This window comes from Butyricicoccus sp. AM27-36 (genome assembly GCF_003480945.1).
Taxonomy (GTDB): domain Bacteria; phylum Bacillota; class Clostridia; order Oscillospirales; family Butyricicoccaceae; genus Agathobaculum; species Agathobaculum butyriciproducens.
Genome location: NZ_QUJR01000002.1, coordinates 50,744 through 65,269 on the forward strand (window position 1 = coordinate 50,744; position 14,526 = coordinate 65,269).

13 protein-coding genes are annotated in these 14,526 nt (G+C 57.6%); 10 read left to right on the plus strand and 3 right to left on the minus strand.

What is annotated here, in order from left to right:
- Window positions 1-50: 50 nt before the first annotated feature.
- Entirely contained in the window at window positions 51-1,814 is a 1,764-nt protein-coding gene (locus tag DW724_RS03875) for a [FeFe] hydrogenase, group A (protein WP_118760744.1), read from the minus strand.
- Complete coding sequence (locus DW724_RS03880) at window positions 1,808-3,640, minus strand: NAD(P)-binding protein (RefSeq protein ID WP_118760745.1); 1,833 nt, start codon at window positions 3,638-3,640, stop codon at window positions 1,808-1,810. Before DW724_RS03880 ends, DW724_RS03875 begins: the two co-directional genes overlap by 7 nt.
- A gap of 172 nt (window positions 3,641-3,812) precedes the next feature.
- Here DW724_RS03880 and DW724_RS15945 point away from each other — a divergent pair, with 172 nt between their 5' ends.
- From DW724_RS15945 to DW724_RS03905, 5 genes are all read left to right on the plus strand, one after another.
- Window positions 3,813-3,971, plus strand: a complete 159-nt coding sequence (locus DW724_RS15945; protein ID WP_243105687.1) for a hypothetical protein — start codon at window positions 3,813-3,815, stop codon at window positions 3,969-3,971.
- Between the two features lie 47 nt (window positions 3,972-4,018).
- Window positions 4,019-4,207 (plus strand): ferredoxin, encoded by a 189-nt coding sequence (locus DW724_RS03890; protein ID WP_118753457.1) that lies wholly within the window; start codon window positions 4,019-4,021, stop codon window positions 4,205-4,207.
- Between the two features lie 227 nt (window positions 4,208-4,434).
- A complete protein-coding gene (locus DW724_RS03895; protein WP_118760746.1) occupies window positions 4,435-5,454 on the plus strand; it encodes a Gfo/Idh/MocA family oxidoreductase in 1,020 nt (339 codons plus the stop codon).
- Between the two features lie 142 nt (window positions 5,455-5,596).
- Window positions 5,597-5,779 carry a hypothetical protein gene (locus tag DW724_RS03900; RefSeq protein WP_118760747.1) on the plus strand — a complete coding sequence of 61 codons (183 nt, stop codon included), beginning with the start codon at window positions 5,597-5,599 and terminating at the stop codon, window positions 5,777-5,779.
- Complete coding sequence (locus DW724_RS03905; protein WP_117491843.1) at window positions 5,776-6,627, plus strand: helix-turn-helix transcriptional regulator; 852 nt, start codon at window positions 5,776-5,778, stop codon at window positions 6,625-6,627. Before DW724_RS03900 ends, DW724_RS03905 begins: the two co-directional genes overlap by 4 nt.
- 145 nt (window positions 6,628-6,772) lie before the next feature.
- Here the strand turns inward: DW724_RS03905 and DW724_RS03910 are convergent, their stop codons facing one another.
- Window positions 6,773-9,763: a heavy metal translocating P-type ATPase gene (locus DW724_RS03910; RefSeq protein ID WP_118760748.1), complete on the minus strand. Its 2,991-nt coding sequence runs from the start codon at window positions 9,761-9,763 to the stop codon at window positions 6,773-6,775.
- A 460-nt stretch (window positions 9,764-10,223) separates the two neighbouring features.
- Between DW724_RS03910 and rsxC the strand changes: the two genes are divergently transcribed.
- Genes rsxC through rsxA form a run of 5 tightly spaced genes read left to right on the plus strand, consistent with a single transcriptional unit; the run spans window position 10,224 to window position 14,526 of the window.
- Window positions 10,224-11,636, plus strand: coding sequence for an electron transport complex subunit RsxC (rsxC, locus tag DW724_RS03915; protein WP_117750996.1), 1,413 nt, complete (start codon window positions 10,224-10,226; stop codon window positions 11,634-11,636).
- A gap of 14 nt (window positions 11,637-11,650) precedes the next feature.
- On the plus strand, window positions 11,651-12,664 hold the full coding sequence (locus tag DW724_RS03920; protein ID WP_110435488.1) for an RnfABCDGE type electron transport complex subunit D: 1,014 nt from the start codon (window positions 11,651-11,653) through the stop codon (window positions 12,662-12,664).
- A gap of 3 nt (window positions 12,665-12,667) precedes the next feature.
- The gene (locus DW724_RS03925; protein WP_118477951.1) at window positions 12,668-13,276 is read left to right on the plus strand and encodes an RnfABCDGE type electron transport complex subunit G; all 609 of its coding nucleotides are present in this window, start codon (window positions 12,668-12,670) and stop codon (window positions 13,274-13,276) included.
- A gap of 14 nt (window positions 13,277-13,290) precedes the next feature.
- A complete protein-coding gene (gene rsxE / locus DW724_RS03930) occupies window positions 13,291-13,914 on the plus strand; it encodes an electron transport complex subunit RsxE (RefSeq protein WP_110435486.1) in 624 nt (207 codons plus the stop codon).
- Window positions 13,915-13,935: 21 nt separating this feature from the next.
- Window positions 13,936-14,526, plus strand: a complete 591-nt coding sequence (rsxA, locus tag DW724_RS03935) for an electron transport complex subunit RsxA (protein WP_118760749.1) — start codon at window positions 13,936-13,938, stop codon at window positions 14,524-14,526.

Below are 14,526 nucleotides of genomic sequence, written 5' to 3' on the forward strand. Positions count from 1 at the left end.
AATGAGGCGGGCTGAGAGCAGCCCGCCCTACGGGATTGCAGAACCGGATTTTATCGCGGATTCTGCGGCATCTGCCAGGCGAAATGGTCGCAATGCAGCAGCTCCTCCGCTCTGTGCGAGCACGGCTCATCCAGATACTCGCGGTACAGTGCCTGAACCGCCGGATTTTCATGCGAAAAACGCAGCGGTGCATTCTGATCGAGTCGGAACAGAACCTTGCCGCGGTCGGCGGCCTTTTCGCGGTCGGTGCCGTCCACTGGCTGACCGCCGCCGCCGGCACAGCCGCCCGGGCATGCCATGATCTCCACAAACTCATAGTGTACCTCACGGCGCTGCAGCGAGCGCAGAAGCTGACGCGCGTTGCCCAGTCCGCTCGCTACCGCGCAGCGCACAGTCCGGCCTGCCAGCTCGAACGTCGCTTCGCGCCACGGCAGCGGAGAGATCGTGCCGTCGTCACGTACCTCTCGGAACGCATCCGGAGACGGATTTTCGCCGGTGGTGAGGAAGTACGCCGAACGCAGCGCAGCCTCCATAACGCCGCCGGTCGCGCCGAAAATAACGCCTGCGCCGGTGCCGTCGCCCAGCGGAGAATCAAACGCGGATTCCGCGATGTATTCCACATCGAGGTGCTCGGCACGCGCCATGCGCGCCAGCTCTCGGGTGGTGATGACCAGATCGACATCGCTGCCGTGACCGGCTGAATCCATGCTCGGCAGCTCACGCTCGGCCTTTTTGGCGATGCACGGCATGATGGAGATGCTGTAAATTTTGTCCGCGTCCACGCCGAGATTGTGCGCCAACCAGGTTTTGCCGACCGCGCCGAACATCTGCTGCGGCGACTTGGCGGTGGACAGGCGGCCGGTCATTTCCGGGAACTGCGACTTCAAAAAGCGCACCCAGCCCGGGCAGCACGAGGTAAACATCGGCTGGTTGTCCAGATCACCCGCCTGCAGGCGCTGGAGCAGCTCGGTGCCTTCCTCCATGATGGTCAGATCGGCGGAAAACGTGGTGTCGAACACATAATCCGCGCCTAATTTGCGCAGAACGGACACCAGCTGACCGACGGTTGCCTTGCCGGTCGGCATGCCGAAGGCTTCGCCCCATGCAGCACGCACGGCCGGAGCAATCTGCACAATGGTCACGCGGTCCGGATCACCGAGCGCAGCATATGCCTTCTGCGTGTCATCGCGTTCGCGCAGAGCGCCGGTCGGGCAGTGCGTGATGCACTGACCGCACAGCGAGCAGTCCGCCTGCTTGATCACGCGGTTTTCCGAAACATCAATGGTGGTGCGCGCACCCGAGCCGCTGATATCCCAGACGGACAGCGACTGCACCTTGTCGCATACCTGAATGCAGCGCATGCACTTGATGCACTTGTTTACATCACGGTAGAGCGGGAACGTGGTCGTCCAGTCGGCCTTTTTGCCGCGTGCAAGGTCGGTGGGGTAGGAAACACCCAGAATGCCCATATCGTTTGCGATCTTCTGCAGCTGGCAGGTGCCCGAGCGGATACAGGTCGCGCACTTGTTGTCGTGCTGCGAGAGGATAAGCTCCATATTGACACGGCGCGCCTCGAGTGCACGCGGAGAATTGGTGCGGATGACCATGCCTTCACGCACAACGTTGTTGCACGAGGGAACCAGCTTGCCTTCGCCCTCTACCTCGACACAGCAGACGCGGCAGGCGGAGATTTCGTTCAGCTCTTTTAGGTAGCACAGGCTGGGGATTTCGATATCGACAGAGGCGGCGGCATCCAGAATGGTGGTGCCTTCCGGTACAGTCACCGGGATAGAATTGATCGTCAGATTTACCATTTAGAAGAACGCCCTCCCTTGAAAATACCGTAGCCGAAGTGGTCGCAGCGCAGACAGCGGGAGGTCTCCTGATGAACCTCCTGCTCGGTCATGCCGCACTTTACCAGATCAAAGTTGCCGACGCACTCCTCGGCGGGTCTGCTGCGCAGTTCGATGCGGCCGCAGGCCGGCATATTGGTCAGATGCGGTGCCGGAATCTCAACATCGCTCTTGATAACGTGACGGAAGCCGAGGTGCGCGTCAATGTTGGCTGCAGCCACCTTGCCGGCGGCTACCGCGCGGATAACGGTCGCCGGACCGGTAACGGCATCGCCGCCCGCGAATACATGCGGGGTGTTCGGCACGAAGGCGTCGGACTCGGCCTGAATCTTGCCGCGCACGACCGGAGCGATCTGCTCGAACGGCTTTGCGTCGATGGACTGGCCGATGGCTACGATAACGACATCGCACGGTGTGCGGAGCAGCGGCTGATCGGCATCGTAGGGACGCGGACGACCGTCCTTGCCGTAGGCACCGATGACCTGCGGACGCGTCCACAGAGCGGTAACGCGGCCCGTTTCATCGGTCTCAATGTGATCGGGTGCCTGCAGCGAGAGAATCTGGCAGCCTTCGCTCTGTGCTTCCTCGATCTCCTCAGCGAGCGCGGTCATATCGGTTACGCGTCGGCGGTAGACGCACGTTACTGCGGAGGCACCGAGACGGATTGCGGTTCGGGTTGCATCCATCGACACGTTGCCGCCGCCGATGACGCAGACGCGCTTTCCCTTGAAGTCCGGCACGCGGCCCTCGCCGATGTCGCGGAGCAGCTGCACCGCGGAGTGTACGCCGATTGCGTCCTCGCCGGGAATGCCGATCTTCTTGTCGTTATGCGCACCGATGGAGATGTAAACCGCGTCGTACTGGTTCTCAATCTCAGCGAACGAAATGTCGCGGCCGATGGAAACGCCGGTGTGCACCTCAATGCCGGTGGACAGGATGAAGTCGATATCCGCATCCAGCTTGTCCTGCGGCAGACGATAATCCGGAATGCCGTAGCGCAGCATGCCGCCGAGCTTGGGACGCTGGTCATAGACTACGACCTGATGACCCATCAGCGACAGGAAATACGCCGCCGACAGACCACCCGGTCCGCCGCCGATGATGCCGATGCGCTTGCCGGTCGAGGGTGCGGAATCCGGCGGCGTGGTGTTGTCTGCGTGGTCGCACGCGAAGCGCTTGATGCCGCAGATGTTGACCGCATCGTCCACCATGCTGCGGCGGCAGTGTGCCTCGCACGGGTGCTCGCAGACATAGCCGCATACGGTCGGGAAGGGGTTGTCCTTGCGGATCAGGCGCACGGCGTCGTTGTAGCGGCCGGCACGCACGAGTGCGATATAACCCGGAATATCCACACCGGCAGGGCACAGTGCTACACACGGTACCGGATGATCCCAGCCGAACAGACAGCGGCCGCTTTCCACATGGGAGAGGTAGTCATCGCGGAAGCCCTGCACGCCCTGCAGAACCATGCGGGCAGCCTCATAGCCGATGGCGCAGTCCGCCGTATCCTGAATAACACGGGCGGTTTTCTCGATCAGGTCAATGGTCTCCGGTGTTGCGGTGGAATCCAGCACCTGCTCGAGCAGAGTGGTCAGCTGCCCCAGACCGATGCGGCACGGAACACATTTGCCGCAGGTCTGTGCATGGCACAGACGCAGGAACGACAGCGACATATCCACCGGGCACAGACCCGGAGGACTGGCGCTGATGCGCCGCTCGATATCGCGGTACAAGCCGGCAATGACGGTCTCAGCCTTGCCCGGCGTTTCAATGGATAAACGACTCAAAAAAGTCCCCTCCCTTTCTTGTAAAAACATATAAAAAATAATAGAACTTTTGGGCGGATAAGTCAATTGCAACTCAGCGATTTTGGAGAAAATACCAATAAAAAGCTGCTTGTAGTGGCGGCTGGAGGACGGATATGCTATACTGACAGAAAAAGAGAAGGAGAGCGAAGCTATGCGCATCATCAATTTCGGTTCGCTGAATATAGATAAGGTATATCAGGTGGAGCAGTTTGTACGGCCGGGACAGACCATCACCGCGAAGGACTATGCCGTGGCTGCGGGCGGCTTCGGCGGCATCCGCCATCGCTGTCTCGCGCGCAGGAACGCATAAATCATCGGAAACGGGGCAAACTGAATCTCCGAAAGGAGTGTATCGGTATGCACGTTACAATCGAACGAGGCGGCTGTATTTCCTGCGGCCTGTGTGAAGGAACCTGTCCTTCCGTGTTCCGCATTGCGGAGGACAGCCTTGCCGAAGTCCATCATCAGCCGGAAACCGCAGAGGAGCAGGCGGGCGCGCAGGAGGCTGCAGGCGGCTGTCCGGTGGCCGTCATTCATGTCAGCTGAACAACGTAAGCGTAAAGGCAGACCGTCGGGTCTGCCTTTTTGCATCGACCGCAAGAATTTGAAAGTTTGCCCGAGAGCCCCGCTCATATCCCGCGAATAGGGGCGTTCTTTTCGCAAGAATGCTCTGTTTTTTCAGCCCCCGAAACGCTACAATAGAATCATCAAATGGAGAGCGGCAAAACCGCCGCGTAAGAGTGAGAGTTACATATAAAAGGAGAGAATATACCATGAAAACTGTTAAGGTTGGTTCGGTAGGTCTGGGTCGTCTGGGTTATGAGCACGCGAAGAACCTTGCAACGCAGGTTCCGGGCTGCGAACTGGCTGCCATCTGCGACGTAGATGCAAACCGCGTAGAGGAAGTTGCGGCAGAGCTCGGCGTGCCGAATACTTACACCGATTTTGAGGAAATGTGCAAGAATCCGGAGCTGGACGCGATCGTTATCGTTTCCCCGTCCTTCCTGCACTGCCAGCAGATTGAAATTGCCATGAACCACGGCAAGCATGTGTTCTGCGAGAAGCCGCTCGGCACGGATGTTGCACAGTGCAAGGCTGCCGAGAAGGTCATCGAAGCACATCCCGACCTGATCTTCCAGCTTGGTTTCATGCGCCGCTTTGACAAGTCCTACGCCGAGGCAAAGCGCAAGATCGACAACGGCGATATCGGCAAGGTAGTTCTGGTTCGTTCCTACACGCAGGACCCGCGTTCCACCATCGAGTCTACCCTCAAGTTTGCACCGCACTCCGGCGGTCAGTACCTCGATATGTGCGTACATGATATCGACCTCATCCGCTGGTTCACCGGCTCGGATGTCAAGAATGTATGGGCAATCGGCGGCGTATTTGAGTTCGATCTGTACAAGGAGCTGAACGATGCGGACAACGCAGCTGCTACCATCCAGATGGAGAACGGCGCAATGGGCTTTATGTTCACCAACCGCACCCATGCCGCAGGCTGCAATGTCGAGACCGAGATCATCGGCACCCACGGCACGCTGCGCATTGCAAACGTCGGCGCAAAGAACCTGCTGAATATCGTGGATGAGCACGGCTCCCGCGAGGAGTATTATCCGGACTTCATGAGCCGTTGGCACGAGGCTTTCGTAGCCGAGATGGTTGCCTTCACCGGCCATGTCCGCGACAACACCAAGCCGGCTGACCTCACCGTTTATGACGGCACCGCCGTTTCCGAGGCTGCTTACCGCTGCAAGGAATCCTTCGAGACCGGCAAGATGCTGCCGATTCGATAAAATCAGCATAGAGAAAGCCTGTCACCATAGGTGGCAGGCTTTCTGTTATGCAGCCCTGCCGGACCGCAGCGGGCGAAGCGCTGCATTGAGTTTTCATCGCAGGAGCGCTATAATGAATTTATCTTAGTATGCAGGTGATTCTATGTACCGCGATCTGACAAAAGGCAGTATCGCCAAAGGCTTGATCTGGTTTGCGCTGGCGGGGCCGGTCGGTGAGGTCGGTATCCGGATTGCTATCCCGACCGGCTGGTTTTTCGCGGATACTATCTCTGCCGCAGAAAGGCGCTTTTACCGCGAAATTGAGGGAAAAGGAGCGTTTTTATGATTCAATGCTTTGTGAAAAAGGAATATGAAGCGCCATTCGGCCTGACGCAGATGCCGCGTCTGTTTTCGGTCAGCCGCACAGATGAGAAGGCGTCGGCGCATCCGCGTGTTATGCACGCGCATGACGATTTAGTGGAAATTGTACTCGTGCGAGGCGGCGAGAGCCGCTATTTTGTCGGCGGCACGCCGTATGAGGCACGCCGCGGCGATCTGTTCATCTTCAACAGCCGCGTCGTGCACGATGAGCCGTCCGGACCGGATCGTCCGGTGGCAACCTCGAGTCTGGCGCTTGGCGGACTGGCTGTGCCCGGACTGCGCGAAAATACGCTGATCGCGGAGGATTCGTGTCCGGTGTGCCGCCTGACCGAGCCGCAGACCGTGCGGCTGGAGCATCTGTACGACGTGCTTTACGATGAGCTGACCGAGGGCAACGACGACGGTGCACATCATCTTCTGCTTGCGATCCTGACGCTTGTGCAGCAGTTCCGCGCAACCGCAGCCGAAGGCAGTACGCACAGCGGCAACGCCTTTGCACAGCGCATCAAGGATTACATCGACAAGCATTTTGCGGACGAATTTTCTCTGCAGCAGATGGCGGATGCGCTGCATGTCAGTCCGTACTATCTGGCGCATATCTGCAAGGAAGTGACCGGATATTCGCCGCTGCAGTATGTTCTGCGCCGCAGGATTGGCGAAGCGCAGACGCTGCTCATCACAACTGATTTGCCGGTAACACGGATTGCATCGCAGGTGGGGTATGACAACCCGAGCCATTTCAATGCGCAGTTTTCCAAGGCGGTGGGTATGGCGCCGAGGACTTTCAGAAAAGAGTATGTTTTCCACAAATGAGTTTGCTTGCCGGGTGTAAACGGTGGTTTTCCGTTCGCCTCTCAGGCGAAAACCCTGCGTATCAGCACAGACGATATGGTATACAAAAGACTCCCGTTCCAATCGGACGGGAGTCTTTCTATATAAAATGTGCAAAGAGTATGCATTATTCGGTCTTCATATACAGCATGCGGATCGAATTGAGCACGCACAGCATAGCCACGCCGGTATCAGCGAATACGGCCAGCCACATGGATGCGATGCCGAACAGGCCGAGGAGCATAATAAGAATCTTGATCGCGAGTGCAAACACGATGTTCTCCTTGGAGACGATATTCGCCTTGCGGGCGATCTTGATCGAGATCGGGATGGAGGCCAGGTCGGCGTTCATGAACACCACGTCTGCAGCCTCGATTGCCGCGTCTGCGCCGCTGCCCATTGCCGCGCCGACATCTGCACCGGCGAGTACGGGAGCATCGTTGATGCCGTCACCGACGAACATAACCGCACCGCGCTTCTCGCGGATATCGGTCAGCGCCGACAGCTTATCCTGCGGGAGCAGGCGGGCACGCACTTCGTCAATGCCGACTTCCTGCGCAACCGCGTCCGCACTGGCCTGACCGTCACCGGTCAGCATGGCGGTGGTGAGTCCCTGCGCCTTCATGCGGCTGATTGCGGATTTGGCATCTGCCTTGATGGTATCGGCAATGTCAACATGACCGAGGAAGTGACCGTCCATCGCCAGCAGCACTTCCGTGCTACCCGGGGTGCCGTGGTAGCCGGAAAGGTCGATATTATTGCGCTCCATCAGCTTTACGTTGCCGCAGAGTATAGTTTTGCCTTCCAGCTCGGCGAAAACGCCTTCGCCGGCCTGCTCGCGGATGTTCTCAACCGTTGCACCAACGGCAACAAGAGAAAAGTCGCCGGCCTTTGCCGCGGACGTTTTGCGCTCCTCGTAGGAGTTGATGATGGACTTGGCAATCGGGTGGGTGGAAGCGCCTTCACAGGCGGCAGCCAGCCACAGAAGCTCATTCTCATCGAGCGGAACGCCCTGCGCCGGAACGACCTTCTGTACCACAAAGTTGCCCTTGGTGATGGTGCCGGTCTTATCCATAACGATGGTCTTAACGTTATTCAGTGCTTCCAGAGAAGCGCCGCCCTTGAACAGGATACCGCGTCTGGAGCCTGCGCCGATGCCGGAGAAGTAGGTCAGCGGTACGCTGAGCACCAGTGCGCACGGGCAGGAGATTACAAGGAAGGTCATCGCGGTGTAGACCCACTTGTGCCACTCGCCGGTAACAAGGCTCGGGATAATGGCGGTCAGCAGGGCAATCGCAACAACAGCCGGGGTGTAAACGCGTGAGAAACGGGTGATAAAGCGGTCGATCTTCGGCTTGCGGGCCGCTGCATTCTCCACGCTGTCGAGAATGCGCTGTACCATGCTCTCAGCGAGAATGTGGGTGACACGCAGCTTGATCGCGCCGTCGGTGTTGACACAGCCGGAGGTTGCCTTGTCGCCGGCAGCGACACGAACCGGAACCGGCTCACCGGTAACAGCCGAGGTATCCAGACGGCTTTCGCCTTCGACAACCTCGCCGTCCAGCGGAACGCGGTCGCCCGGGCGCACCAGAACAATGTCGCCCTCCTGTGCGTCTTCAGCAGGAATAACCTCGATTTTGCCGTTGTCCTTGACCAGATTTACCGTCTCGGGACGCAGGTCGATCGCATCCATGATCTGCTTGCGCGAACGGTCAACCGCACGATCCTCAAAGTATTCGCCGACACGGTAGAACAGCATAACGCCGACAGCCTCGTCGAACGAGCCGACCGCCCATGCACCGATGGTTGCAACGGCCATCAGAAAGTTTTCGTCAAATACCTGACCGCGGCCGATGTTCTTGACAGCCGTCAGCAGGACATGGCGGCCGAGCAGCAGGTAAGCCGCGATGAGCAGCACCAGCTTGACAGCCATGACCGGAATGAGCAGACCGGCAACGAACAGCGCTGCACCGATGAGCATTTCGGCAAGCGGATGGCTGCTGCTCTCTTCCTTTTCCTCCTCGGGAGCGATTACCTTGACTTCACTCTCGATATTTGAGCAGATTTTACGGATTTCGGGAAGCAGTGCATCAGGATTGTCGCCCTTGACGCGCAGCTGCTTGGTCTCGTAGACCAGCACGCAATCGTCGATGCCGTCCAGCTGGCTGATCTGGTGCTGCATTTTCGCAGCGCAGTGTGCGCAGCCGAGGTTTTCGAGCATGTAAACGCGCTGACCGTCCTTGCCGTAGTGCTTGGGTTTGGGTGCAATGACCTTGGCTTCGCTCTCGATGGACGAGCAGATCTCACGGATTTCCGGCAGGAGCGCATCCGGATTTTCGCCGGTTACGCGCAGCTGCTTGGTCTCAAATACGAGAACGCAGTCCTCTACGCCCTCGAGTTCGCTGATGCGCTGCTCCATTTTTGCCGCGCAGTGTGCGCAGCCGACATTCTGCAGCGTGTAAACGCGCTTAACGCTGTGCGCGCCTGCAGAATGTTCGTGGTGGTGGTGCTCGTGCTCCTCATCCTGATCGTGGTGATGATGATGTCCGCAGCCGCAGTCGCATTCATCGTCATGATGATGGTGGTGCTCGTGCTCCTCGTCCTCGTCGTGGTGGTGATGGTGTCCGCAGCCGCAGTCGCAGTCATCGTCATGATGATGGTGATGCTCGTGCTCATCCTCATCGTGATGGTGATGGTGTCCGCAGCCGCAGTCGCATTCATCGTCATGATGATGGTGGTGATGCTCGTGCTCCTCATCCTCATCATGGTGATGATGGTGTCCGCAGCCGCAGTCGCAGTCATCGTCATGATGGTGGTGGTGCTCGTGCTCCTCGTCCTCATCGTGGGGGTGATGATGTCCGCAGCCGCAGTCGCAGTCATCGTCATGATGGTGGTGGTGCTCGTGCTCCTCGTCCTCATCGTGGTGGTGATGGTGTCCGCAGCCGCAGTCGCAGTCATCGTCATGATGATGGTGATGTTCATGTTCATCCTCATCGTGGTGGTGATGGTGTCCGCAGCCGCAATCGCATTCATCTTCATCGTGCTCGTGATGATGATGTTCGTGCTCATGCACTTCTTCATTTAATAAGGTATCCTCATGCTTGTGTTCGTCTGCCATTTCGGATCGCCTCCTGTCGGTGATAGTCAATAATATATGAACGATTGCTCATATGTTCATGTATTCATATTATAACTGGAGAAAGGGAAAGTCAATAGCGGTATACGAAAAATGTGCACAAAAGGCAGAGGGCAAAACTTCGCATTTTGCGCGCATTTCAGCCGGTTTTGCGAAAAATGCAAGCCGGAAAGGAAATACCTGCATCCGTCTAAACTGACCGAACCCGAGCGTTATTCACAAAGAAAAAGCGGATAAAAATGATAGACTTAACAAGATGTACAAAGTTCCCCTGTATTTTATTCGATTTTTTTTTGCTTTTGGTCTTGCCAATACTGTACAAAAACCAGTATAATCTATACTGTAAGGCTATGCTTCATGCGTAGCCAGCCAATTTCTGAAGAAGAGGAAGCCGGGCGCGCGTCCGGTTCTTCTTGCGCAAAATATTAGAGAGGTGAAAGAAATGGCGTATTCGTTCCGTGGCGGCATACACCCGGGTACTCACGCAGACCCGGGCTATAAATCCGCGACAAACACCAAGCCGATCGAGAAGCTGGCATTGCCTGATGAGGTAATCCTGCCGGTTTCCATGCACATCGGCGCACCGGCAAAGCCGATCGTTTCGGTTGGCGACACCGTGGACCTGGGACAGCCTATCGCGGAAGCCGGCGGCTTTGTCAGCGCTCCTGTCCATGCTACCGTTTCCGGTAAGGTAAAGGCAATCGAGCCTCGCCTGCATCCGAACGGCAGCAAGGTTCTGTCCATCGTAATTGAAAATGATGGCGAGGACCGCAAGCACGAGTCCGTGCATCCCTACGACTTCGCTTCCATGAGCAATGAGGAGCGTATCGAGTGCATCCGTTCTGCCGGTATTGTCGGCCATGGCGGTGCAACCTTCCCGACCCATGTCAAGATCCAGTCCGGTATCGGCAAGTGCGACACGGTCATCATCAACGCTGCAGAGTGTGAGCCGTACATCACGTCCGACCATCGCCTGCTGCTCGAGCGTCCGGAAGAGACCATCGGCGGCCTGAAGATGCTGGCCGACATCATGGGCGTACAGACCGCAATCATTGCAATCGAGGAAAACAAGAAGGATACCTTCGCCAAGATCGAGGAGCTGATCGCGGACGATTCCCGCCTCAAGCTGTATCCGCTGACCTGCAAGTACCCGCAGGGCGCTGAGAAGCAGCTGATCAATGCCTGCACCGGCCGTGAAGTTCCGTCCGGCAAGCTGCCGGCAGACGCCGGCTGCGCGGTATTCAACGTAGATACCGCAGGTGCGGTTTACCGCCGCTTCACCACCGGTATGCCGGTCATCCGCCGTATCGTTACCATCTCCGGTTCCGCTGTTGCTGAGCCGAAGAACCTCGAAGCACGCATCGGCACCCCGATCGAAAAGCTGATCGATGCCTGCGGCGGCTTCAAGGAAGCTCCGAACAAGCTCCTTGCCGGCGGTCCGATGATGGGCAACGCCCAGTTCTCTCTGGATGCCCCGGTTGTCAAGGGCACCAACGCATTCCTCGCCTTTGCAGGCAATGAGGATAAGCGCGTTAAGGATCCCCAGTGTATCCGCTGCGGCAAGTGCATCAACGCCTGCCCGATGCACCTCCTGCCGATCTACATGAATGTATACGGCAAGCAGGAGGATCTGGACAACGCCGTTGACTGCGGCATGATGGACTGCATCGAGTGCGGCTCCTGCGCTTATGTCTGCCCGGCTCGTATCCCGCTGGTTGCACAGTTCCGTCTGACCAAGGGCAAGATCCAGGCTAAGCGTGCTGCAGAGCGCGCCAAGGCTGAGGCTGAGAAGAAAAAGGCCGAGGCGGAGGCTGCTGCAAAGGCAGAGGCTGAAAAGCCCGCAGAGAACAAGTAAGGAGGAAAACGAAAATGGCTTATGATCTTAGCAAAGTAGTCGTAACCTCCTCGCCGCATATCAAGGCGGATGATGACACCCGGAGCCTTATGCTCGATGTGCTCATCGCACTTGTTCCGGCACTGGCGGTTGCAGTTTACACCTTCGGCGCTCGTGCGCTGATCCATGTTGTTATCGCAATGGTGGCAAGCCTTGTGTTTGAGACCATTTACAACAAAATCGTTCATCACCCGAACACCGTAGGCGACCTGTCCTGCCTGGTTACGGGCGTACTTATCGCATTCAACATTCCGGTTGCAGCTCCGCTGTGGCTGAGCGCTTTCGGTGCCCTGTTCGGCATCATCGTTGTTAAGATGCTGTTCGGCGGTATCGGCAAGAACTTTATGAACCCGGCACTCGGTGCCCGTGCGTTCATGATGGCATCCTGGGCCGGTTTCATGACCACCTGGACTGCTCCGCATGCGAACCTGCCGCTGTTCGGCAACGTAACCGTTACCGACGCGATTTCCACCGCAACTCCGCTGGCTACCCTCAAGACCGGTGCTGTACCGGCTGACACCGGCCTGCTGGAGATGCTGCTCGGTCAGACCGGCGGCGTTATCGGTGAGACCTCCGCGCTGGCTCTGCTGGCAGGCGGCGTTTACCTGCTGTGGCGCAAGGTTATCACCATCAACATTCCGGCAGCTTACATCCTTACTGTTGCTGTCATCACCTTCCTGTTCCCGCTGTCCGGCGATGTTTCCCGCGTACAGTGGATGCTCAGCCAGGTACTGTCCGGCGGCCTGATGCTCGGCGCGATCTTCATGGCTACCGACTACGTTACCAGCCCGGTTACCCCGAAGGGCCAGATCATCTTCGGCGTTGGCTGCGGTCTGCTGACGGTATTCATCCGCTACTTCGGCGGTCTGCCGGAGGGCGTATCCTACTCCATCCTGATCATGAACACGCTGGTTTGGGCAATCGACAAGAAGACCCATCCGCGCAAGTTCGGTTATCAGCTTGACAAGGCTAAGAAGGAGGCGCAGTAAATCATGGATAACAGCAAAAAGGAAGGCGGCATCGTACAGCTTGTCGTCGTACTGGGCCTCATCACGTTCATCTGTGCACTGCTGCTGGGTGTTATCAACGGTGTAACCGCGGATAAGATCACCCAGAACGGTATCGAAACCCGCAACGCAGCAATGGCAGAGATCATCCCGGACGCTGATTTCGAGGATCTCGGCACCGCACTGTCCGCTGAGGACGTTGCAGCCGCTGGCGTAACCCTGCCGGCAGGCCGTACCGCTGCTCAGATCGACGGCGTTTACAAGGCAACTAAGGACGGCGAAGAGATCGGCTACTGCGTACAGGTAGAGCCGAAGGGCTTCGGCGGCAACCTGACGATGATCGTCGGCATCAACGCGGACGGCACCGTTGCAGGCGCAAAGGTAACCTCTCACGCTGAGACCCCGGGCCTCGGTGCGAAGAGCCAGGCAGACCCGAACTGGATCACCCAGTTTGCAGGTCAGACTGCTGACGGTCAGCTCAAGGTGACCAAGGACGGCGGCACGATCAATGCGATCACCGGCGCTACCATCACCTCCCGTGCTGTAACCGACGGCGTTAATACTGCGGCAGCATATGTCGCTACTCTGGGTTAAGGAGGAAAAGCCAAATGAAATTTTCTGAACAGCTGAAATCGGGCGTTATCCTCGATAACCCGGTTTTCATGCAGACGATCGGTCTTTGCCCGACGCTGGCAACCACTACTTCTCTGCAGAATGCGATCGGCATGGGCGCGGCGGCTACCGTCGTTCTCATCTGCTCCAATATCGTTATTTCCGCGATGCGCAGAATTATCCCGGATAAGATCCGTATCGCAGCATTCATCACGATCATCGCAACCTTCGTAACCATGATCGACCTGTCCATGCAGGCATTCCTGCCGTCGCTGGCATCGTCCCTTGGTCTGTTCCTGCCGCTGATCGTAGTAAACTGCATCATCCTCGGCCGTGCCGAGGCGTATGCGTCCAAGAACAAGGTTCTGCCGTCCGCACTCGACGGTGTTGTAATGGGTCTGGGCTTCACCTTCGCTCTGGTACTCATGGGCTTCTTCCGTGAGCTGCTCGGCGCAGGCACCATCCTGTCCGGTTACGTTAACGGCGTAAACGGCATCGCAGTTCCGTTCTTCCACTCCAACCCGATGGTCATGATGATCCTGCCGGCAGGCGGCTTCCTCATGATGGGCTTCATCCTGGCTGCGATCCAGAAGATCATGGCTCGAAAGGAGGACAAGTAAGTGTTTAATTTACCTGCCTCTATGGGTTTGACCGATATCCTGTCGCTCGCAATCGCGGCAATCCTGGTCAACAACTACATTCTCGTTCAGTTCCTCGGCTGCTGCTCGTTCTTCGGCGTATCCAAGAAGACCGACACCGCGCTCGGCATGGGCATGGCGGTTATCTTCGTTATGGCGATCGCTTCCGCAGCATCCTGGGCTGTACAGTACTTCATTCTCGAACCCCTGGGTCTGGGCTACATGCAGACCATCGCGTTCATTCTCGTAATTGCAACGCTGGTTCAGTTCGTCGAGATGTTCATGAAGAAGGCTATGCCGTCGCTGTACTCTGCGCTCGGTATCTTCCTGCCGCTGATCACCACCAACTGTGCGGTGCTCGGTGCTGCAAAGACCAATATCGATAACGGCTACTCTTTCATCGGCTCTCTGGTATACGGCGTTGCAGCCGGTGTTGGCTACACGCTGGCAATCGTGCTGTTCGCTTCCATCCGTGAGCGTCTGGACGCTACTTCCAAGTGCCCGAAGTGCTTTGAAGGCTTCCCGATCTCGCTGGTTGCAGCAGCGCTGCTGGCTATGTCCTTCATGGGCTTCTCCGGCCTGTCGATTTGGTAA